General features: G+C 67.4%; 14 protein-coding genes and 1 pseudogene. 6 read left to right on the forward strand and 9 right to left on the reverse strand.

The features are described 5' to 3' along the window. From RTN46_RS11440 to RTN46_RS11475, 8 genes and pseudogenes are all read right to left on the reverse strand, one after another. Positions 1-582 (reverse strand): annotated as a pseudogene (locus RTN46_RS11440) (transglutaminase domain-containing protein); the annotation flags it as partial. Next, on the reverse strand, positions 579-1,898 hold the full coding sequence (locus RTN46_RS11445; protein ID WP_312181484.1) for a DUF58 domain-containing protein: 1,320 nt from the start codon (positions 1,896-1,898) through the stop codon (positions 579-581). The gene RTN46_RS11445 and the pseudogene RTN46_RS11440, both read right to left, overlap by 4 nt. A gap of 11 nt (positions 1,899-1,909) precedes the next feature. Then, positions 1,910-2,881 (reverse strand): MoxR family ATPase, encoded by a 972-nt coding sequence (locus tag RTN46_RS11450; protein WP_312181486.1) that lies wholly within the window; start codon positions 2,879-2,881, stop codon positions 1,910-1,912. An 89-nt stretch (positions 2,882-2,970) separates the two neighbouring features. Further along, the gene (locus RTN46_RS11455; RefSeq protein WP_312181488.1) at positions 2,971-9,093 is read right to left on the reverse strand and encodes an Ig-like domain-containing protein; all 6,123 of its coding nucleotides are present in this window, start codon (positions 9,091-9,093) and stop codon (positions 2,971-2,973) included. Positions 9,094-9,275: 182 nt separating this feature from the next. After that, positions 9,276-10,418, reverse strand: coding sequence for an adenylate/guanylate cyclase domain-containing protein (locus tag RTN46_RS11460; RefSeq protein WP_396157664.1), 1,143 nt, complete (start codon positions 10,416-10,418; stop codon positions 9,276-9,278). Next, positions 10,411-10,974 carry a PH domain-containing protein gene (locus tag RTN46_RS11465; RefSeq protein WP_312181489.1) on the reverse strand — a complete coding sequence of 188 codons (564 nt, stop codon included), beginning with the start codon at positions 10,972-10,974 and terminating at the stop codon, positions 10,411-10,413. Before RTN46_RS11465 ends, RTN46_RS11460 begins: the two co-directional genes overlap by 8 nt. 28 nt (positions 10,975-11,002) lie before the next feature. Then, positions 11,003-11,887 carry a biotin--[acetyl-CoA-carboxylase] ligase gene (locus RTN46_RS11470; protein ID WP_312181490.1) on the reverse strand — a complete coding sequence of 295 codons (885 nt, stop codon included), beginning with the start codon at positions 11,885-11,887 and terminating at the stop codon, positions 11,003-11,005. Between the two features lie 98 nt (positions 11,888-11,985). Then, on the reverse strand, positions 11,986-12,837 hold the full coding sequence (locus RTN46_RS11475; protein WP_312181492.1) for an NAD(P)-dependent oxidoreductase: 852 nt from the start codon (positions 12,835-12,837) through the stop codon (positions 11,986-11,988). 322 nt (positions 12,838-13,159) lie between these two features. On the opposite strand from RTN46_RS11475, the gene RTN46_RS11480 reads away from it, so the two are divergent. From RTN46_RS11480 to RTN46_RS11500, 5 genes are all read left to right on the forward strand, one after another. Continuing rightward, on the forward strand, positions 13,160-14,755 hold the full coding sequence (locus tag RTN46_RS11480; protein WP_312181493.1) for an acyl-CoA carboxylase subunit beta: 1,596 nt from the start codon (positions 13,160-13,162) through the stop codon (positions 14,753-14,755). Continuing rightward, positions 14,752-15,009: an acyl-CoA carboxylase subunit epsilon gene (locus RTN46_RS11485; RefSeq protein WP_312181495.1), complete on the forward strand. Its 258-nt coding sequence runs from the start codon at positions 14,752-14,754 to the stop codon at positions 15,007-15,009. Before RTN46_RS11480 ends, RTN46_RS11485 begins: the two co-directional genes overlap by 4 nt. Before the next feature lie 48 nt (positions 15,010-15,057). After that, entirely contained in the window at positions 15,058-16,746 is a 1,689-nt protein-coding gene (locus tag RTN46_RS11490) for a DUF885 domain-containing protein (RefSeq protein ID WP_312181503.1), read from the forward strand. 363 nt (positions 16,747-17,109) lie between these two features. Continuing rightward, positions 17,110-18,480: a dicarboxylate/amino acid:cation symporter gene (locus tag RTN46_RS11495; RefSeq protein WP_396157669.1), complete on the forward strand. Its 1,371-nt coding sequence runs from the start codon at positions 17,110-17,112 to the stop codon at positions 18,478-18,480. A 121-nt stretch (positions 18,481-18,601) separates the two neighbouring features. Continuing rightward, complete coding sequence (locus tag RTN46_RS11500) at positions 18,602-19,231, forward strand: Maf family protein (RefSeq protein ID WP_396157667.1); 630 nt, start codon at positions 18,602-18,604, stop codon at positions 19,229-19,231. A 586-nt stretch (positions 19,232-19,817) separates the two neighbouring features. On the opposite strand, the gene RTN46_RS11505 is transcribed toward RTN46_RS11500, so the two are convergent. Beyond that, positions 19,818-20,489, reverse strand: a complete 672-nt coding sequence (locus RTN46_RS11505; protein WP_312181498.1) for a DUF559 domain-containing protein — start codon at positions 20,487-20,489, stop codon at positions 19,818-19,820. A 625-nt stretch (positions 20,490-21,114) separates the two neighbouring features. Between RTN46_RS11505 and RTN46_RS11510 the strand changes: the two genes are divergently transcribed. Continuing rightward, a partial coding sequence (locus RTN46_RS11510) for a biotin carboxylase N-terminal domain-containing protein (protein WP_312181500.1) occupies positions 21,115-22,361 on the forward strand: 1,247 nt, incomplete at its 3' end.

Here is a 22,361-nt window from a genome sequence, read left to right on the forward strand (position 1 = left end):
CCGGAGCCAGGGCAGCGGGGCGTGCTTGGTGCCGAAGGCGATGCCGGCGGCGAACAGCGCCAGCACAGGAACCGCACTCCAGTACGGTCCGCGGACCCGCCAGCAGAGCAGCCCGGCAGCGAGGGCGCAGAGAAGGCAGAGCAGGAAGGGAACCACCAGCATGCCGCCGGCGGTACCCACCGGGGCGGCAACCGTCAGCAGGTCCTTCCAGGAGAAGACGACGCCGAACACCAGCACGCGCAGCGAAGCGAACGTGGGCAGCACCCCGGCGGCGGCTTCCACGGGGGCAGCCAGCGCCGAGCCGAGCACCAGGTAGGTGCCCGCTGCGGCCCCGGTTGTGGTCCAGGCTCCCCAGCCGCGCAGCGTGGCAATACCGGCCAGTGCCAAGCCCAGCACAATCCCGCCGATCCCGGCCACAAGGTACCGGGGATCGGCGCCGAAACTCGGGCCGAACCCGAGGAGCCCTGCCAGGAGCAGGACTGCCAGCGCGGCGGCTTCCAGCCCTGGTTTCAGCAGTTCAGAGAACGGAATTCCTGCGGGCGCCTGACGATCCCGTGGCCGGCGTGGGGCGTCGACGCTCACGCGGTCCCCTTCCTTACCAGTGCCGGCAGTCCGTCGAGGTCCCCGCAGGTGAGGACGGTCAGGTCCGCGATCTCCCGGCGTCCGGGCTGCTGGCCTTCGGCGCAGCGCACGGCGAGGCAGCGTATGCCCGGGGCGATGGCGGCTGCCGCGGAACGCAGGAGCGATGCGCTTACGGCGGTGCCGGTCACCAGGATCACCACGGAGGCGTTGGGCACCGTATCCGTTGTGAGGGCAGCCAGTTCGCGGGTTCCTTCCCGCCGCTCGGTGCCTGCCACCCGGGTCAGTTCATCCAGGAGGATCCGCCCGCTGCCGCTGCGCAGCGGTCCGTCCTGGGTGAGGACGGTCAGGTCCCGCTGTTCACGGACGGCCTGCAGGCCCAGCGATCCCGCGACGGAGACGGCCAGCTCAAAGTCCTGCTCGGAGTCATAGTCGGAGAGGTTGGTCGAGAGTGCCACGGCCAGGTGGGAGCGGCGGGTCTCTTCGAACTGGCGGACCATCAGCGTGCCCGTCCGGGCGGTGGTCTTCCAGTGGATATGCCGGCGGTCATCACCGGGCACATACTCCCGCAGCGCGTGGAAAGCGACGTCGGAAGTGGAGAGTTCACGGGTGGGAAGGCCTTCGAGGTCCTTGATGAATCCGGTGGCGGAACCCTGCAGGTTCACGGTCCGCGGATGAACGAACAGGTCCACCGGGTCCGTCCAGACCAGCCGGCGGCCCATCAGCGCAAACGGGTCCTGGCGCACTGACTCAACCGGGCCCACCACAATCATGGCGCGCTTCTGCGTCGGAATGCGGAACAGCTCCTCGTGTTCGGCGCCCGGGGCCATCCGCGGCAGTTCAAAGACCGCGGTGGCTCCGCCCACCGGAAGTTCCAGCCTGGACGGCAGCAGCAGGCGGCCTCCGGGATTGCTCACGGTCAGGGACCCGACGGCGTCGTCCCCCACGGCAACCCGGGTGCGGGCCAGGTCCAGGCGTACGGCGTAGGACTGGCGTCCGAGGACGAATCCCGTGGCGGCGGCCAGCACCAGCGTCAGCAGGGCCGCGGCGATCAGCAGCTCCCGCCAGCCCAGCAGTGCCCCGGCGGCCCAGCAGACCAGCATCAGTCCCGCCGTCGCCCAGCCCAGGGAGGTGACGCTGGCCGTCGCGGTGGACGCAGCGCGGCGCACGGTCCCGGCTGCCGTTCCGAGACGCTGCCGGGCGGCCAGGACCCTGGGCCGGCTGGCAACAGCGGACAAGCTGTCCAGGGGCAGCGCCGTGCGTGCGGCAGTCACAGCGGCACGCAGGCGCGCAGCGGAGATGCGGAGTTGTGGCGGCACGTTTGCTGTCCTTAGACGGCCACGCGCTGCTGGGGAGCCGCCGTGGAAGCGAGCACCTGTTCCAGGACAGCTGCGGCGGTGGCGCCGGCGAATTCCGCTTCCGGGTCCATCACCAGACGGTGGGTGAAAACGCTGGGGGCCAGCACCTTGACGTCGTCGGGCAGGACGTAGTTCCGCCCCTCCGAGGCCGCCCAGACCTTCGCGGCCCGGACCATTGCCAACGCACCGCGGACGCTGACGCCCAGCCGGGTCTCCGGCGCCTCGCGGGTGGCTGCGGTCAGGTGGGCAATGTACTCCAGCACCGAAGTGTCGGTGTGGACGGTGGCCCCGAGGTCGGCCATATCCCGCACGGCCGAAGAAGTAATGACGGCGGACAGGGCGGCGGACCGGTCCCGGGTGGCTGAACCCGCGAGGAGTTCCACGGTAGCGGCGTGGTCCGGGTAGCCCATGGAGGTCTTGATCAGGAACCGGTCCAGCTGCGCTTCGGGCAGGCGGTAGGTTCCGGCCTGTTCAATCGGGTTCTGTGTGGCGATCACCATAAACGGGCGCTCCTGCGTGTAGGTGGTCCCGTCCACCGTGACCCGGGACTCCTCCATGACTTCCAGCAGCGCGGACTGGGTCTTCGGCGAGGCCCGGTTGATCTCGTCAGCGAGCACGATGTTCGCGAAGATCGGGCCGCGGTGGAACTCGAATGTCTGGCTCTTCTGGTCGTAAATGGTGATGCCGGTGACGTCGGAGGGCAGCAGGTCCGGGGTGAACTGGATGCGGGAGGTAGTGCCCTGCACGGTGGCGGCCAACGCGCGGGCGAGCATCGTTTTGCCGGTCCCGGGCGCGTCCTCAAGCAGTACATGCCCCTCGGCCAGCATGGACGTGAGGATCAGCCGGACGGCGTCCGGCTTGCCCAGCACTGCCTGGCCGACGTTTGTCACCAGTTTGGCGAACGTCTCGGCGAACCAGGCGGCCTGTTCTTCGGTCATTGACATGGTTGGTGTTTCCCCCAGATGGACGGAGTGGCGGGTTTGATGGTGGTGGCCGGTTTGATGGGCTGCGGGCTGCGGATTCCGGTCATGGGCTAGCAGCGGCCCATGCCCGACGGCGGGTTGTTGCCGAAACTGGTGTGGATGCCCTTGATGTGCAGGCCGTTATTGACGGCGTCACGGTTTCCGCCGGACTCCTGCCGGTACCAGATCTCGCCGCCGCCGCGCGCGATGTAGCACCGCGACTGGATGACTTCCCCGTGGTACGCCCAGTGGTTCCCGGCACAGTTCCTACCGTCGTAGTTGGTGCCCGAGACAGGGTCCATGCAGGTGCGCCGATCGGAGGCAGGGAGCTGGTTCCCCACCGTCAGCGACCACGTGGCGGGCGGCGGTTCGGCGCCGGTCCGGGCGGAGGCGGCGGCTTCCGCGCCAGCAGTACCCTGCGAGTTCAGGACCCGAACGCGGATGCTGTGGTCCTGGTTGTAGCCGTTGCCGACGCTGCGGCTGCCGTTGGCGGCCACATTTTCCCAGCCGCCGCCGTCGACCGAGATCTGGACTTGGGCGACGTCGTGCGCGTTTTGGTTCGGTGGCCCCCAGGACAGGGTGGCTGTTTTGCTGCCCTCACCCCCGTTGGCACCGGAGGCCGACGGCGTTCCGGGGCTGCCGTACACCTGAACGGCGTTGGAGTTCGGCGAGGCCGCGCTGTCATAGCTGGAGCCGTCGGAGTTGACCACCGCGGTGAGCCGGGCGGTGATGTTCGCACCGTTGCTGAACCCGGTGACTTCCTGGCCGCTGGTCACGGCCAGGGAGCGTCCGTCGCTGAAGCTGGCGCGGTAGCTGATTTCCTCGGCGCGGGCGCCGTTGCGGGCGCTGGCGCTGAGCGGGCTGAAGCTGATGGTGACCGCCCGTCCCTCGGCTCCCGTGCGGGAGGGGGCCAGGCTCGGTGCTGCCGGTGCATCGGGTACCCCGACGGCGCGGCGCGGCGATGAAGCCGGCCCCCAGTCACTCCAGCCTGCCTTGTTCTTGGCCCGGGCCGAGTAGGTGTAGTTCTGTTCCGAGTTATCCACCCGCACGGTCATGTTGGACGTCCCGCCGGCTTCGAGGGTGCGCACCAGGGTGGAGCCCTGGTATTCGCGCAGCTCGTAGTCGGAGACGGCGTCGCCGTTGGCGGCCGGGTCGTTCCAGTCAACCGTGAGCTGGCTCTGCGTGCCCACCGAATCGGCCCGCGCCGTGGTGGGCGCACCGGGGGCCGCCGGCGCACCGGCGGGGACCTCAGCCGCTGAATAGTCGCTGAAGCCGGACGGTTCCGGCGCAGCGTTCCGGGCCTGGACGCGGACCCGGTAGGAGGTGCCGTTGACCAGCCCGGTCCAGGTGGTCTGCGTCATCGAAGCCGGAACGGTTTTCTGCGAGACTCCGCTGGCCGGGGCCGGGGAAATCTGCAGGTCGTAGGACTCGATCGGTGACCCGTCGTTCGCCGGAACGGTCCAGGCGACGCTGAGCTGCTTGTCCCCGAAGGTGAGGAGCGGGGGTGCGGGCTGGGCGGGCTGGGTGTCCGGGCGGACGACGGCGGACTGCGGGGAGGCGTCCGAGGTCCCGTTCACGTTGGTGGCGGTGACCGAGAAGGAATACTCCACGTTGTTGGTCAGGCCGGTGAGCGTGCAGGTGGTGGCCGGGCATTCCTGGCTGAACCCGCCGGTCCCGGTGACCGAATAACCGGTGATCGGAGCTCCATTTGCGGCCGGCGGATCCCAGGCCAGCACCACCGTGCGGCTGCGGGTGGATTCGACTACGGGGGTGGCCGGTGCGTCCGGGCGGCCCTGCACCGTCAGGAGGATCCGGGCCGAGGCCTGCCGGTCAGCCTGGCCGGTCTTGTCCTTCACCCGGTATTGGACGGACATGCTGCCGACAAAGTCCGGGTCCGGGGTGACCACCACGGAGCTGCCCTGGATGCTGGCGGTGCCGTTGCCGTCGGCGCTGGCCTCGACAATCTCCAGGGGTGTTTCCGGGAACGGATTGTCATCATTCTCCAGTACCGGAACCGTCACCGGCCGGCCCTGGACGGCGTCGTCCACGGAGTCATCCGCGGCAACAGGCAGTGGCCGGGTGGAGGCCAGGACTGCCAGGTCCACGCGTCCGGCCACCGGATCGCTGCGCCCGTCGGTGACGGTGACGCCTAATTGGCCGAGGGTGCCGACGGCGGCCTTGTCCGCCGCCGAAACCTCAAGGACCGTTCCTGAGAGCCGCGCCTTGAATCCGTCGGGGACGGGCCCGGCCAGGGCGAAGGAGAGTTTATCCGCGTCGGAGGGGTTCGGATCGGAGGCCAGCGGAGCCAGGTCAAGCCGCACGGCGTCCTCGCCGATGGCGGCCTCCAGCGATCCGGGGCTCATCACCGGTGGAAGGTTCTGTTCGGGCTGCGGGAGAACGTTGATCAGCACCGTGAGCGTGGCTTTCAGCCCTTCAGGGTCATCCGGTCCGGAGCCGTCGGTGACCTCAAAGGTCATCGACCCCAGCCCGGCATAATCGCCGTCGGCGGTGTAGGCCAGGGTGTCCTCGTCCGCTACCCAGGTGTCCCGGTTAGAGGAGCCGATGGCACTGACCTTGGCGGTTTCGGTAATCCGCGGTGTCCGTCCTTCGCGCACCTCGACGAGCTCAGCCAGGTCCAGGTCCAGGGTCTGGGTGGCCTCGACCTCCTGGACGGCGTTGCTCCGCAGCGTCGGGTACTGGGCGCTGAGCCCGGGAACCCAGATAACCGCAGTCGCGGTTCCACCATCCATGTCCTGAACGGTGTAGGGGACGATCTGGGCATCTTCCAGCAGTTCCACCCGGACCCGGTCCCCCGCGGCTGAGGCCGTGGTCCGGGACGGGTCCACCGAGACCTTAAGGTCCTCAGCGACGCCGTCGGGATCTTCGTCGTTCTCCAGGACAGCCACGTCGACGGCGGTGCGGCCGCGGATCTCGGCGACGGTCACCCGGTCATCGCGCGCTACGGGTGCCAGCAGCTCCGCGTTGGGATCGGAGACGACGGCGATGTTGCCGTTCGCTGCGCCTCCCCGGTTATCCCGCACGGCGTAGCGCACGTTGTAGCTGCCCGCTTCCTCTGGCACGGTGAACCGGACCCGGCTGCCGTCCGCCCGTGCGTTCAGGGCGGGGTTCTGCGAGGTGACACCCTCAGGGTCCAGGGAGATCGGGTCGCCGTCCGGGTCGGAGTCATTCTGCAGTGCGGGCAAGGCGACTTCTCGGCCCGGGCGCACCGTTACGGCGTCGTCCACGGCAATGGGTTTCTGGTTCGCCTCTGCGATGGGCGCGATTCCCACCCGGACCGTGCCCGTGTTCACCAGGCCAAGCCGGTCCCGCACCGAGTAGCTGAAGGAATCGGTGCCCGAGGCGGTGGCGGAGGCGGTGTAGTCAATGTAGTTGGGCCCCGGAACCGCAGCGCCCAGTTTAGGTGCTGCTTCGATGCCGGTGAGGAACACGGAGTCGCCGTCGGCGTCCAGCGCATCCAGCGGCACCGGGATCCGCACCGTGGTGCCGGCGATGGCCCGGCCTTCAAGGTTTTTCGGGACCGGCGGCGTGTTCCGCTCGTCGTCGCGCGGCCGGATGTTGATGCGTACCTGCGCGGAGTCGCTCTGCCCGGTGGAATCGCGGACCTCATAAATGGCGTACACGGTCTTGGCCGTGTCCCCGGCTACGAAGCGGAGGGTGTTCTCTGAGGTGAACATCTGCCCGTCGAGCGGATCCACGTCCTGGGCCAGCACCGGGTTGAGGGTCAGTTCGTCACCCGTCGGTGAGGTGTCGTTGTCCAAGACCGGGATGTTCACGACGTCGCCAACGCGCACGGTGGCTGTGTCCGCGGAGGCCGACGGCGGCAGCAGCGTTCCGGGCCCGTCCACCGGCAGGACGCTGACTTCACCACTGGCGCTGGCCGTGCCGTTGGAGACCCGGTAGCTGATGGTGGACTGCTCGGTGAGGCCGCGGACGTCATGGATCTGCAGGATGTTGTGGTCCAGGACGGCGACGTCCAGCGGTGAGCTGCTGCCGGTGCTGACCGACTGGACCACCAGCACACCGCCGGTGGGATCTGTGTCGTTGCCGAGCACGTCCACCAGGACGTTCCCGCCGCGCGGCAGCAGTGCGACGTCCCGCACGGCGACCGGCGCTCCCTGCCGGCCGGATTCGGCGGCGTCAACGCGGATGAGTCCGCTGGCGCTCTGCGGGCCGTTGGTGACGAGGTACTCGATGTAGTAGGTCTTGGCCGCGCTGGGCGTGAATGCGATGGCCCCGGTCTCATAGTCGGGGACCAGTTCCGAGCCGTCCTCAGCCTCTGCCTTGGCAAGGCTGAGCCGCCCGCCCGCCGGATCGGTGTCATTCTGCAGCGGATACAGTGTGACGGCCTCGCCGACGGTGGCGGTGAAGTGGTCGAAGTTGGTTACGGGCGGCAGGACGCCGCCGGGGCGGACGTCGAAGGTGACGGTTCCCGTTGCAGTTTCCGTGCCGTCGGAGACCGTGATGGCCACGTCCTTGATGCCCTGGCTCTTGCCGATGTCCCGGAAGGTGAGCAGCCCGTCGGAGCGGGCGCGCACCTGGTCCCCGTCAGCGGTCGGTTCAGCGGACACGAGGACCAGGTCATCGCCGTCGGGATCCGTCCAGTCGTTGAGGATGTTCTGGCTGACCGACTGGCCCTGTTCCACCAGGATCTTCGTGGATCTGCGGGGCTCGGGCGGGGAGTTTTCGCTGTTTCCGCGCACCTGGACCGTGGCGCTGGCCGTGGCGGTGCCGCCGCGGCCGTCACGCACCTCGTAGTTGAAGGTGCTGGTTCCAGCAGCGTCGGGCGGGACCACCACCTGCAGTCCTGCCCCGTTGTAGATTTCCTGCACCGTGCCGGCGGAGGGCTGGCTGCCGGAAAGCTTCACGGTCAGCAGGTCCCCGTCGGGATCGGTGTCATTGTCCAGCACGTTCAGGATGGTGGTCCGTCCGGGGCGGACACCGAAGCGATCGTCGCTGGCGACCGGCGGCCGGTTCTCCCCCGTGCGGTCCGGCAGGGTGTTGACCGGGTTTTCGCTGGCAGATTCCTCCTCGTCGTCGCTGGAGTCCTGTTTGGGCGGAATGACGTCGCCCCAGTTATCCACCAGCTGCATGTTCTCCAGCACCAGCCAGATGTTGCCGCCGTTGATGTCGTTGAGCACCACCACGGACCGGTTGACCCGGAAAACCAGTTCGGAGGAGGCTCCGATTCCCGGGATCTCCTCCCGCGAGTCATCGGAGTCGGCGTCGCAGTCGCGGATGTAGGTCCCGTCACCGGCCCAGGCGGCATGCACACAGGAGTCAACCAGCACGGGAGCGGCGGGAAGACCGCCGCTGCCCACTTCGGTAACGGTGGCGTCCGAGCCGTCCAGCGGCTGCTTGATCAGGGCCGTGGCGGTGGCCAGGACCACGAACCCGGATTCCGGCCCTGATTCCTGGAGCCGCGCCCCGCGGGTATCGGGCAGGACGACGGTTTTTCCGCCGGGCAGGACCATGGTGCCCGATTCCGGATCGAAGGCAACGGCTTTCCGGCCCACGGCCGCGACCTGGGTGTCGCCGAAGCCGCCCAGCGCCTCGACCTCGGTGATGTCCGGTTCGCCGTAGCTGCCGTTGGCGTCGACGTCGTAACCGTAGAGAACGCCGTCCCGCGGGGCCGCGACCGCCACGTAGCCCTCAGGGGAGACCCCTGCGGCGACGCCGGGAGAATCCTGGACCGCGGGCTCAGACTCCGCCTCGCTGAAAAACGGCAGGGAGTCGGAGGTGGTCAGCCACACGGCGCCGGCGGCCGGATCGGTGACGGCCACGACGGAACCGCCCTGGGAGATGGTGGCCGACGCCGGAAGCTGCACTTCGCTGCCTCGGGCGACGTTGGCGACGTCAACGGGTGAGACCTTGGACTGGTCGGTGTTGGTGTGGAAGACGGTGCCCGCGTTCTGGGTCACGTCGAAACCGTCGCTGTTCGCGGCGTAGGCGCCGTCGAGCATGCGGGCCGAATAGTTGAGGTGGCCCACCATGCCCTGGGTCCCGTTGGTGACCCACACGCCGCCGTCGTTCAGGTCGACGTCCGCGCTGGCGAACCCGGGATACAGGATGGCGGTCGCCACGAGTGCCCCGGCCGCAGCGACGGCCGCACCCACCGACGCCGCCTTGCGGCGGGCACGGATCTGCGCGCGCGTAGCCCCCCTGAAGAATGCCACTTACTTCCCCCTGTTAAGAACCCCCAAAGCCTGACCGGGCTGCGGCAGGCCGAATACGGTGCGGTGTCCAGCCGCACCGGCGGCCGCAGAACGGCAGACAGTCGCCACTAGTGTCGCATATTACTAAGGGGCCTGCTTGATATGTCCTCCCAGGGGGCGGCCCCGGCCCCGGCTGGCGGCGGCTAGTCCAACACCAGCCCCTGGCCGGTACCCCGCGCCAGTGTGACCGGGTGGATTTCGCCGAATCCACGCACATTGCGCGGTGAATGCGGGATCAGGATAAAGCTGTCATTGTTGCGCAGCGCGGCCGCCGTGGACGCGTCCGTCAGGACCGTGCCAGGTTCCGCCAGCGAGGTCAGCCGGGAGGCCAGGTTGACGGTGGGCCCGTAAATGTCGCCCAGGCGTGAGAGCACACGTCCCCAGACCATCGCCACGCGGGCGGAGGGAAGCATCTCATCCTCGGTGAAGGCCTTCGCCAGTGCCAGCGAAATCTCCGCGCCGGCTTCCGGGGTCTCGGCGTTGAACAGGACTTCATCGCCGATTGTCTTCACCAGCCGTCCGCCGCCCACGGAAATAATCTCGGAGCATTTGTGCTCAAACCGCTGGACCATCTGGGCCAGGGTTTTCTCATTCATCTGCCGGGAGAGGCTGGTGTAGGAGACCAGGTCGGCGAAGCCGACGGCGCGGGCCAGGGGCAGCGGATTATCATCCGTATCCGGTTCATGGCTGGCCAGCCCTGCCTCGGCCCGCAGCGCCAGCCGCTGGACCGCTGCGTTCAGCTGCCGCTTCCAGGCATAAACCAGGGTCTTTTCCAGCGGCTCAATCAGGTCCGGGAGCGCGGCAACGAGCTTTTTGCGGGCCTCGGCGTCGGTAATTCCGCGCTGGACCACCATCTCCTCCACCAGGGCTTCGATCTGCCACACGACCATGCGGTCGGTCATCTGCCCAATCGAGCGCATGATCGAGATAGCCGCTTCCTCGGTCAGCTGCTCGTCGCGGACCAGCTGGATCACGGTGTTCAGCGCGTCCTGGTCCGCTTCGGTGAAGAACACGGCGTCGTCATCAAGGTTGGGGAAGCCCATGGCGCGCCAGAGCTTGCGGGCGGACAGCAGCGAGACGCCGGCGCCGGCAGCTGCTTCGCGGCGCTTGAGGGTTCGCGGACCGCCGATCAGCTGGGCTTCGAGCCGGCGCACGTCCTCCCGGTTGATCGATCCGGAGGTGTCCGGGAGCACGGGTTTCTCCGGCATCGGCACCACATTCATCGACAGCGTCAGTGGCTCGGGTTCGGCGGCGCCGTCGGGCGCTTCGGGGCCTTGATCACTCATGGCCGCTCCAATCGTCGTCGTAACCCATGCTTCCTTCAATATCTACACCATCGAACATCACGGTCATGGGCAGTTGCTCTATGGTGGCCAACACAATGGACTTGAACCTGTGCACTTCAGGCACCGAGGCGTAGTCGATCACCCGGCCGCGGCCGAGGTCGATCCGCAGGGTTCCGGCGCGCTGCATCCGCTGCAGGATTCCCTGCCGTGCCTCCAGCTGGTAGATCGAGGCCAGGGGCAGGTCGTGCTCGCGGCGGCGGAGCGCTCCCCGGCGCTGGATCAGCCGCCGGTTGGTGAGGACGTAGCGGGTGGCATTCCAGCGAACCACCGGAGGCAGGCAGAAACGTGCCAGTGCCAGGAGTGTCAGGACAACGATGGCGGGAGCCAGGACGTAGGCCCAGTCCATCAGGGTGTCCGGAAGGGTGTCCCTGCCGAGATAGCCAAGCGCGAATCCGCCCGCGGCGCTGACGGCCGCGGCCAGCAGGACCGGCCCCAGCAGCGGTCCGGCATGTGGCCGTGCTGCCACAATGACCTGTTCTCCCGGCTCCAGCCTCATCCGCACCGGTACCCGTTTGGGTGCAGGGTCATGACTCTGCGGCCCGGAGATGCACCACGTCCGCCGCCGTAACCGCGTGCCGGGTGCCTTCGTCGTCGGCAATGAACAGCGCACCGTGCGGGTCAAGGCCAACGGCCCGGCCCACCAGTTCTGCTCCGCCGGGCAGGTACGCCCGGACGTGCTGTCCGAGCGTGACCATCCGGGCGGAAACCTGATCCTTCAGCGACCCGCCCTGGGCCCAGGGAGCGGTGGCATCCCCGTCGACGGCGCAGAAGGCGTGGTAGTCCTCGCTGAACCGGAGCAGGTAGTCCTCCAGCAGGATGTTCCGGTCCGTGGTGGAGGCGTACTCCATCAGCAGGCTGGTGGCCGTGCTGACGGGCTGGTCCTCATCGGTGAGGGAAACGTTCAGCCCAGTGCCGACCACTACCGCGGGCGGATTACCGGACGTTTCCGGGACGACCTGGGCGAGGACGCCGGCCAGCTTCCGTCCGTCCACCATCACATCGTTGGGCCACTTCAGCTTTGGCTCCACACCCGTGCGGGCGGCAACGCTCCGGGTCAGGGACAGCGCCGCGAGCAGGGACAGCCAGCCGTAGGACTGGGTGGGCAGCGGGCGTCCCGAGGCGTTAACGGGACGCAGCAGGACGCTGACAAACAGGGAAGACCGTTCCGGCGCTTCCCAGGTGCGGCCCAGCCTGCCGCGGCCTGCGGTCTGGAGTTCGGCAGTGAGCACGGAGAGATCGGGGTACTGCGACGGCGCCAGCCGGGCGGCGTCGGACAGGTCAGTGTTGGTGGACCCCGTTTCGGAGACAATATCCAGCCGGGGCAGGGGGCCCGCCGGGGCGGCAAGGCGTTCCTGGAGCCGCTCCGGATCCAGGGGTGGGCGCTCCATGCTGGAGTAGTGCAGATGCATGTCTCTGATCTTACGCGCCGGGTCCCCCAGCCCCGCCGGACGGGGGCCGGGCGGGGCCGGGGCCGGGGCCGGGGCCGGCGTACGGCGCCGGGGCGGGGTTAGAGGAAGAAGTCCGCCATCAGCTTCTCTTCCGGGGCGCCAAGGCTGTACTTGGTGAAGTCGGTGACGCCTTCTTCCGCCAGGACCTGCTCATCGGTGTAGAAGTTACCCGTGGCCTCCCGTGCGGACCGGGTCAGGATGGCGTGGGCGGCGTCGGCCATGATGTCGGCACTGCGCGATACCCGGGCAAGTTCGGAGCCACCGGGCATGTTGCGGATGGCGGCGGTGTCGATCGAGGTGCACGGCCAGAGGGAGTTGACCCCAATGCCGTCCTTCCGCAGCTCTTCGGCCAGGCCCAGCGTGGTCAGGGACATGCCGTATTTGGCCATGGTGTACGCCAGGTAGCTGCCGGCCCACTTCGGGTCCAGGTTCAGCGGCGGCGAGAGGGTGAGGATGTGTCCGTTATCCGATTCCCGCAGTGCTTCCAAGGAGGACTTGGACAGCAGGAACGTTCCGCGCGCGTTGATGTCCTGCATCAGGTCGTAGCTCTTCATACTCACGGCGTCCGTGCCGCGCAGGTCGATTGCCGAGGCATTGTTCAGGACGATGTCGATGCCACCGAAGTGCTCGACAGTCGCGGCGACAGCGTTGGTGACGTCCTCGTCGCTGCGCACGTCGCCAATGATCGGCAGGGCCTTCCCACCGGCGGCTTCCAGCGCTTCGGCGGCGGTGTACACCGTGCCTTCCAGCTTGGGGTGCGGTTCGCCCGTCTTTGCGAGCATGGCAACGTTGGCGCCGTCGGCCGCTGCCCGCAGGGCGATGGCCAGCCCGATGCCGCGGCTGCCTCCGGACATCAGGATGGTGCGTCCGGCCAGGGAACGCGTGTTCAGTGAGGCTGTGTTCGAGGTCATACGGACAGGGTAATGCACCGGCGGCAAAGATGTTACTCGTCAGTAACATCGGTGATTGGTTTTTCCTTCCAACGGCCTCCGCCGGCTGCGTCCGGTTCCCGCTGCCGGCGTCCCGCGTTTTCCGGCGGAGCCAAGGCTCACGGAGCGAAATTGTAGGATTCCTACACCCGGGATGGGTGTTGGCGCTCACTAGACTGGGGTAATCGCCCGCGCCCTTGTGCGAAAGCTACTTAAACTGATTACCCCTTCTTGACCCGCCGTGACGCACAGTTAGGGCGGCTATCCGACCGGCAGCCACCCCAATGAAGCACCCGGAGAACATATGAGCATCGACCAGGACATCGACCTGCAGACGACCGCAGGCAAGATCGCGGACTTCCGGCGGCGCCAGGCTCTGGCAGCGGCGCCCTCCGGAACCGCTGCCATCGAGAAGCAGCACGCCCGCGGCAAGCACACCGCCCGGGAGCGCATCGACCTTCTGCTGGACGAGGGGTCCTTCGTGGAATTCGATGCCCTGGCCGTCCACCGCTCCACCGCCTTCGGGATGGAGAAGAAGAAGCCGCTGGGTGACGGGCTGGTCTCCGGCTACGGAACGGTCGACGGCCGCCAGGTGGCGGTCTACAGCCAGGACTTCACTGTCTACGGCGGCTCGCTGAGCCAGGTCAACGGCGAAAAAATCGTCAAAGTCCAGGAGCATGCCCTGCGTAACGGCTGCCCCGTCATCGGCATCCTCGACGGCGGCGGCGCCCGCATCCAGGAAGGCGTTGCTTCCCTGGCGATGTTCGCCGATATTTTCCGCAACAATGTCCATGCCTCCGGCGTCGTCCCCCAGATCTCCCTGATTATGGGTCCCTCCGCCGGCGGTGCGGCCTACTCCCCCGCCCTGACCGACTACGTGGTGATGGTGGATAAGACCTCCCACATGTTCATCACCGGACCGGATGTCATCAAGACGGTCACCGGCGAGGACGTGGACATGGAAACGCTCGGCGGCGCGCGGCAGCACAACACCAACACGGGTACCTCCACGTACCTGGCCTCTGATGAAGAGGACGCCATCGACTTCGTCCGGGAACTCCTGGACTTCCTGCCCTCCAACAACCTGGCCGAGGCGCCCCTCGCGGCCTTCGAGCAGGAGCTGGAGATCAACGACGGCGACCTCGCCCTGGATTCGCTGATCCCGGACTCGGCGAACCAGCCCTATGACATGCGCACCGTGATCGAACAGGTGGTCGATGACGGGCACTTCCTGGAGATGCAGGCCCTCTACGCCCCCAACGTGATCATCGGTTACGGCCGGCTGGAGGGCCATACGGTGGGCATCGTCGCCAACCAGCCGATGCAGTTTGCCGGGACCCTGGACATCAACGCATCGGAGAAGGCAGCCCGGTTCGTCCGGAACTGCGACGCGTTCAACATCCCCATCCTGACGTTCGTGGACGTGCCCGGCTTCCTGCCCGGCAAGGATCAGGAATTCCAAGGCATCATCCGCCGCGGTGCCAAGCTGCTCTATGCCTATGCCGAGGCAACGGTGCCGAAGCTGACCGTGATTACCCGCAAGGCTTATGGCGGCGCGTACATCGTGATGGGCTCCAAGAAGCTCGGAGCTGACCTCAATGTGGCCTGGCCCACCGCGCAGATCGGCGTGATGGGAGCCCAGGGCGCCGTGAACATCCTCTACCGCGGGCAGCTCGCCGCAGCCGCCGCGGAAGGGCGCGACGTCGAGGAGGTGCGGCAGGGATTCATCAACGACTATGAAGAAGAACTGCTCAACCCGTACCAGTCGGCGGAGCTGGGATACGTGGACGCGGTCATCGCGCCGTCGGAAACCCGGCTGCAGCTGATCCGCGGCCTGCGCGCCCTGCGGGATAAGCGCGCAACGCTGCCGCACAAGAAGCACGGGAACATGCCGCTGTGAGCGCCTCCCATCCCCAGGCAGAGGCCTCGGCCGAGCCGCTGTTCCAGGTCCTGGCGGGCAATCCCACGGACGAGGAGCTCGCCGTCCTGGCCGCCGTCGTCGTCGGGCTTGCCGCCGGTTCCGAACCGGATGGGCCGGCTGGAGCGCACGCCGCATCGGACCCGGCAACCACCCGCCGGGCCTGGACCAGGCGGCGCCAATTGAGCCTGCGACCTGCGCCGGGACCCGGCTCGTGGCGGCGCAGCTACCGCTGACACGTTACTCTCGGGAGTGTGACTGAACAGACAACCACGCCAGAATCCCTGTCCACCGCCGGGACGCGCACACCCACTGCCATCGATGCCGTCGCCGAAGCATTCACCGAGAACCTGCTTCACCTGGATCCGTCCTTTGCCACAACGCTCGGCATTCCGGGGCACGAAACCGAGTACGCCGACTACTCCCCCGCCGGCCTGGAATCCACCGCCGAAGCGATGCGTGAGACCCTCGGGCGGCTTGAGGACCTGCATCCCGCGGACGACGTGGACCGCGTAACCCTCGATGCCATGCGTGAACGCCTGGGCCTGGCCCTGGAAATTCACGAATCCGGCTGGGACCTCGCCGACCTGAACAACATTGCGTCCCCCGCCCAGGACATCCGCGCGATCTTCGACCTGATGCCCACGGACACCGTGGAGGCCTGGGAACACATCTCCGGCCGCCTGCATAACCTGCCCGACGCCGTCGCCGGGTACATCACGTCACTGCGCAGCGGTGCCGAGCAGGGCCGCATTGCTGCCCGCCGCCAGGTCTCGATCGTCATCGAACAGGCCGGGAAGTACGCCGAAGACGGCGGCTTCTTTGATTCCTTTACCTCCAATGCCGCGCTGGCCGACGGCGCCGCACTGTCCCCGGCGCTGCAGTCCACCCTGCGGGAGAACGCCGAAGGCGCACGTGCGGCCTACCGATCGCTCGTGGACTTCCTGACCACCGAGCTGCTGCCGGCCGCGCCCGAGAAGGACGCTGTGGGCGCCGAGCGCTATGCGCTGATGTCCCGGGAGTTCCTTGGCTCGGCCATCGATCTGGAGGAAACCTACCAGTGGGGCGTCGCCGAACTGGACCGCATCATCGCCGAGCAGGAGCAGGTGGCGGAGCAGATCAAGCCCGGTGCTTCGGTCCGCGAGGCGATGGATCTGCTGGACGCCGATCCGGAGCGCCAGCTGAACGGCACCGAAGAGCTGCGCACCTGGATGCAGGCGCTCTCCGACAAGGCCGTCGCCGAACTTTCCGGCACCCACTTCGACATCACCGGCCCGATGCGCAAGCTTGAATGCATGATCGCCCCCACCAACGAAGGCGGCATCTACTACACCGGTCCGAGCGACGATTTCTCCCGTCCCGGTCGGATGTGGTGGTCCGTGCCCGAGGGCGAGGACACCTTCACCACGTGGAAGGAAACAACCACCGTCTACCACGAGGGCGTTCCGGGGCACCACCTGCAGATCGCCACCGCGGTGGACTCCCGCGGCCTGCTGAACAGCTGGCGCCGCAACGTCTGCTGGGTCTCCGGCCATGGTGAGGGCTGGGCCCTCTACGCCGAGCGGCTGATGGACGAACTCGGCTACCTGAGCGATCCCGGAGACCGGATGGGCATGCTCGACGCCCAGCGGATGCGTGCTGCCCGGGTCGTCTTCGACATCGGCGTGCACCTGGAACTGGAAGTCCCCGAGCGCTGGGGCTCCGGCACCTGGACCCCCGAGAAGGGGTACAACTTCCTGAAGCAGAACATCGCCATCTCCGAAGGCCAGCTCAACTTTGAGTTCACCCGCTACCTGGGCTGGCCGGGGCAGGCTCCGGCCTACAAGCTCGGCCAGCGCCTCTGGGAGCAGATCCGCGACGAGGTCCGTACCCGCGAGGGCGAGTCCTTCGATGAAAAGGCCTTCCACACCAAAGCCCTTCAGCTGGGGTCCGTTGGCCTGGACACCCTGCGCCGGGCGCTGCTGGACGGCTAACCACAGCTTGGTCCTGCCGACCCTGCTTACAGAACGTGCCCGGCCGCTGCGCCGGGCACGTTCTGCGTTTCCCGGCCCGAGAACCCCAAAGACTGTGAGAATCCTCGCTGGCAGAGCGGGAATAACGGCAGCCGTTGGCCAGGCCGCGCCACAGTTCGGGATTCTGGCCTGTATTTCGGCATGACGCCGCATTACAGCGTCGTAATATTTCGCAACCGTAAAGAGACTCTGATATTGGGCCTCGTCTAGCATTTCAACGTGACCTCACCTCAGACACCTCCACAGTCCCCGGCCGACGCCGCTACCCGCCGCAGGCTCCCCCGCTGGGCCACAGCTTTCGGCCCGCAGATTATCGCTGCCCTGGTGGTTGGCCTCTGCCTGGGCCTGCTGGCCAAGTCCATGGGCGAAACCGGCGGTGAACCGAACTGGCTCACCACCACGCTGTCAACCATCGGCTCCAGCTATGTCACGCTCCTCAAGGCGGCCGTAGTACCCCTGATCTTCACGGCGGTTGTCAGCTCAATTGCCAACCTCCGCCAGGTATCCAATGCGGCCCGTCTCGCGTGGCAGACCCTGATGTGGTTCGCCATCACCGCGCTGATCGCCGTCGGCATCGGCATCGCACTCGGTGTGCTGCTGCAGCCCGGCGCTAACGCCGACGCCGCAACTCCCCCGGGCTACGAAGGCAGCACCGGCAGCTGGATCGGGTTCCTGACCGGCCTCATCCCCGGCAACTTCCTCGGCCTGACCGCTTCCACCAGCGAAACCCTGACCACCACGCTGAACTTCAACGTGCTGCAGGTCCTGGTCATCGCCATCGCCGTCGGCATTGCCGCCCTGAAGGTGGGCAAGCCCGCCGCACCGTTCCTGGCCCTGAACGCCTCCGCCCTGGCCGTCATCCAGAAGGTCCTCTGGTGGATCATCCGGCTCGCCCCGCTGGGCACTGTCGGCCTGATCGGCCGGGCTGTCGCCACCTACGGCTGGGACACCATCGGCTCCCTCGGCACCTTCACGGTGGCGGTCTACCTTGGCCTGGCGCTGGTCCTCTTTGTTGTCTACCCGATCCTGATCAAGAGCCAGGGCCTCGCCATCCGTCAGTGGTTCTCCGGCGCCTGGCCGGCCATCCAGCTCGGCTTCGTTTCCCGCTCCTCCGTGGGCACCCTGCCGCTGACCCAGCGCGTCACTGAGCGGAACCTGGGTGTCCCCCGGGCCTACGCCTCCTTCGCGGTTCCCCTCGGCGCTACCACCAAGATGGACGGCTGCGCCGCGATCTACCCGGCGATCGCCGCCATCTTCGTGGCCCAGTTCTTCGGCATTGACCTGAGCATCGGCCAGTACCTGCTGATCGCCGTCGTCGCTGTCCTGGGCTCGGCAGCAACTGCCGGAACCACGGGCGCCGTCGTGATGCTCACCCTCACCCTGTCCACGCTGGGACTGCCGTTGGACGGCGTCGCGCTGCTGCTGGCGATCGATCCGATCATCGACATGGGCCGCACCGCGGTGAACGTTGCCGGCCAGACGGTGGTTCCGACCATCGTGGCCAAGCGCAACGGCATGCTGGAGCACACTGCGTACAACGCCAAGCGCACCGGCGACCCGTTCGAAGACGATTCCTACGACGAGAACAACGATCTCCAGGACAACGACCTCCAGGACACGGATGAGTCCGCTGTGGAGGCACCCGTTGAGCAGGAGGGCACGTCCGTTCCTTCCGGAGCAGGTGCCCGCACCTAATCCTGCGCTTGCCTGAAGCAGTGTAAAGTGCAAGTACTCGCACTTCTTTTGGAATGGCCGTCCCGACGCCGGGGCGGCCATTCTTTTTCTGTCCGCTTCCCCGCGCACTAGGCTGGAAGACGTGACTGACCTGACGCTGATCCTCGCCTCTGCCTCCCCCGCCCGCACCAAGCTCCTGGATAACGCCGGAATCGCCCACCGTGTGCTCGTCTCGGACGTTGATGAGGACGCCGTCACCGCCCGCTACGGGCTGACCGATCCGCACGACACCGCTCTGCTGCTGGCCCGCGCCAAGGCCGAGGCTGTGGCGTCGCTGCCGGAGGCACAGGGTGCCCTGGTGCTCGGCTGCGATTCCGTTTTCGAGTTCGACGGCGAGGCGCATGGCAAGCCCTGGGAGCCTGACGTCGCCCGCGACCGCATCCGCCGGATGAGCGGGAAGCACGGGGTTCTCCATACCGGCCATTGGCTGGTCGACTGCCGCGACACCGACGAGGACGGCTCCGGCGCCACCCTGGGGGCCGTCAGCTCGGCCGAAGTCCATTTCGCCAAGCTCCTGGACGAAGAAATCGAGGCCTACATCGCCACCGGCGAACCGCTCCAGGTGGCTGGCTCGTTCACCATCGATTCCCTCGGCGGGGCATTCATCGACAGAGTGGTTGGTGACCCGCACGCCGTCGTCGGCCTGTCCGTTTCGACGCTCCGGCACCTGCTGGCCAGCGCCGGGGTGGGTATTACGTCGCTCTGGAAGTAGCAACCGCGGTGGGGCTTGCTGGGGCTCAGGCCGTTCCCTAAACGGTCGCGCCCTTGCGGGTGTGCAGCTTTGGCGACCTAGCGCGCCTCGCCGCCCGACGCCCGCCGCTGGGTGCGCAGCTCTGGTGACCTAACGCGCACGCCGCACGCCTGAGTGCGCAGCTCTGGCGACCTCCCCGCAGAACAACCCACCAGACCTGCACACTCATCGCGGCCCAACCACTCCGCGCAGCCGAGTGCGCAGCTCTGGCGACTTAGCGCGCCCGCCGCGCGGCCGAGTGCGCAGCTCTGGCGACCTCCCCGCAGAACAACCCACCAGACCTGCACACTCACCGCGGCCAAAACACTCCGCACGGCCGAGTGCGCAGCTCTGGCGACCTAACGCCCCCGCCGCCCGCCTTGGTGCGCAGCTTTGGCGACCTCCCCGCAGTACAACCCGCCAGACCTGCACACTCACGGCGGTCAAACCACTGCGCGCGGCTGGGTGTGCAGCTCTGGCGACTTAGCGCGCACGCCGCGCGCCTGGGTGCGCAGCTTTGGTGACTTAGCGCGCCCGCCGCGCGGCCGAGCCCGCCTGAACTGCGCGCTCACGGCACGTAGCCGCCCCTGGCGAGCGCCTGCCGCACCCGGCCCACGACCCATGCTGGTCCTTGGGCAACGTCGAACCGATTGAGCCGGACCTGCTGCCAGCCCAGGTCGCGGGTGATCAGGTCCCGCTGGGTGTCCCGGCTCTGCTGGGCCGAGGTCAGGTGGTGCCCACCGTCGTACTCGATGCAGGTCCTGTATTGGCGGCATCCCAAGTCAGCCCAAAGCGCAGGAATCCCGGTTTCATCCAGAAGGGCAATGTTCGGCGTGAATGCTGGCAAGCCTGCCCGGCCGAGAAGGAGCCGTATCCGGGTCTCCGGCGGGGAATCCACCCCAACCCGCATGAGATCGACGGCGGCACGGAGCCTCGGCAGTCCCGGAATCCCCACTTTGGACTCAACATAGTTTCGTAGCTCCGGAAGTGGAATCAGAGCGCTCCTGCTTCTGCCGAAGTTTCGCTGCTGTTCGCTGATAATCCAGTCTCCGGCAACGACCAGATCCGTCAATTCCATATGGGCCGAGAGATCCAGGAGGGACCGGGCAAGCGTTGTCACCGTGAGCCCGGAGATGGCCGTCAGTTCAGCTTCGTCCAGGACCAGCCGATGCCCGGCTACACCCTTTCGGCGCGGTGCAGCCTTGGACTTGGGCCGGCTGAGATGAATGACCGGATCCATTTGCATGGACCGGGGCAACGGCATGCCATGTAGCTGGGCGGCCGTACCGTGGGATAGGAAGGCCCCAGGAAGAAGCTCTAGGTAGGGCCTGCAGCGTTCGGCCAGCGTAATTTCTGTGTCTCTTCGAACGCGGATCGACCTACTGGGCGTCAGAAGGTCCTGTGTCCGGAGCCGCGACCTTCTAAGCCCCAGATACCGGGCATGTCCGAGGGTGAAGGAAGGGTCTGGCAGGTCTACGGGAAGCGGAATGGCACGGGTCATACCCCTATTACGGACCAAGGATCGAAATCCTCGTTACGTGGTTGTGCATCGGCGGGTCCGTCCACAGATTGCTATTCCGGTCTTGCGATGACGTGTCCGGCCCCTTCTCGGCCGCCGTGTGCGCAGCCCTGGTGGCCTAACTCCGACCCAACCCGCCCCACCTGCGCACCCACGGCACGTACCCGCCCCCGCCCACCACCACGCTGGCCACCGCCCCCACCCCTCCTGCGTCACACCCGCGCAAAACATTTGTAGGGTGTCCACAACTAACCGGCACCTCCCACGCAGAAACAGCACGGTTTATGGCGGGAGAGTACAAAAGCGCGCTAGGCTCCCAACAGATCAAAAGGAGCCACTGCATTTCATGAGCCAGTTCACCCCCGCCCCCCTGGGCAAGGTCCTGATTGCCAACCGCGGAGAGATTGCCGTCCGGATCATCCGGGCCGCACGCGACGAAGGAATCGGCACGGTCGCCGTCTACGCAGAACCTGACCGGGACGCACTGCACGTCCGGCTCGCGGACGAGGCCTATGCCCTCGGCGGCAGCACGGCAGCGCAGTCCTACCTGGACATGGACAAGGTGCTGGCTGCGGCTGCACGGGCCGGCGCGGACGCCATCCATCCCGGCTACGGCTTCCTTTCCGAGAACGCAGAATTCGCCCGGCGCGTTATTGCGGCGGGACTGACCTGGATCGGCCCCTCCCCCGAAGCGATCGACCAGCTTGGCGACAAGGTCCAGGCCCGGCATCTGGCAGCCAAGGTGGGCGCTCCGCTCGTTCCTGGCACGTCCGACCCGGTGAACAGCGCCGATGAAGTCCTCGCCTTCGCCCAGGAATACGGTCTCCCGGTGGCCATCAAGGCAGCCTTCGGCGGCGGCGGCCGTGGCATCAAGGTAGCCCGGACGCTCGAAGAGATTCCCGAACTGTACGAGTCCGCCGTCCGCGAGGCCACAGCAGCCTTTGGCCGCGGGGAGTGCTTCATCGAACGGTTCCTGGACGCACCGCGGCATGTGGAAACCCAGTGCCTGGCAGATGCTTACGGCAACGTCGTCGTCGTTTCCACCCGCGACTGCTCCCTCCAGCGCCGCAACCAGAAGCTCGTGGAGGAGGCCCCGGCCCCGTTCCTGACCCCCGAGCAGAACCAGCGGCTCTACGACTCCTCCAAGGCCCTGCTCCGCGAGGCGGGTTACCAGGGCGCCGGAACCTGCGAGTTCCTGGTTGGCACCGACGGCACCATCTCCTTCCTCGAGGTCAACACCCGCCTGCAGGTCGAGCACCCGGTATCCGAAGAGGTCACCGGCATCGACCTGGTCCGCGAGCAGTTCCGCATTGCCCGCGGTGAGGAACTCGGGTACACCGATCCGGAGGTCCGCGGCCACTCCTTCGAGTTCCGGATCAACGGCGAGGACGCCGGCCGCGGCTTTATGCCTGCCCCCGGAACGGTGGAAACCCTCCGCCTGCCCACCGGGCCGGGCGTCCGCGTGGATTCCGGTATTGAGGCCGGCGAAACCGTGGGCGGGAACTTCGACTCCATGCTCGCGAAGCTGATCGTCACGGGCGCCACCCGCACCCAGGCCCTCCAGCGCGCCCGGCGTGCCCTGCAGGAAATGGA

The organism is Arthrobacter sp. (genome assembly GCF_031988865.1).
In the GTDB taxonomy this organism is placed as follows: Bacteria; Actinomycetota; Actinomycetes; order Actinomycetales; family Micrococcaceae; genus Arthrobacter_B.

Coding starts and splice junctions, on each gene's coding strand:
- RTN46_RS11450 (WP_312181486.1), bottom strand. CDS start 2,881: ATGTCAATGACCGAAGAACAGGCCGCCTGGTTCGCCGAGACGTTCGCC.
- RTN46_RS11475 (WP_312181492.1), bottom strand. CDS start 12,837: ATGACCTCGAACACAGCCTCACTGAACACGCGTTCCCTGGCCGGACGC.
- RTN46_RS11465 (WP_312181489.1), bottom strand. CDS start 10,974: ATGAGGCTGGAGCCGGGAGAACAGGTCATTGTGGCAGCACGGCCACAT.
- RTN46_RS11460 (WP_396157664.1), bottom strand. CDS start 10,418: ATGAGTGATCAAGGCCCCGAAGCGCCCGACGGCGCCGCCGAACCCGAG.
- RTN46_RS11480 (WP_312181493.1), top strand. CDS start 13,160: ATGAGCATCGACCAGGACATCGACCTGCAGACGACCGCAGGCAAGATC.
- RTN46_RS11505 (WP_312181498.1), bottom strand. CDS start 20,489: ATGGATCCGGTCATTCATCTCAGCCGGCCCAAGTCCAAGGCTGCACCG.
- RTN46_RS11470 (WP_312181490.1), bottom strand. CDS start 11,887: ATGCATCTGCACTACTCCAGCATGGAGCGCCCACCCCTGGATCCGGAG.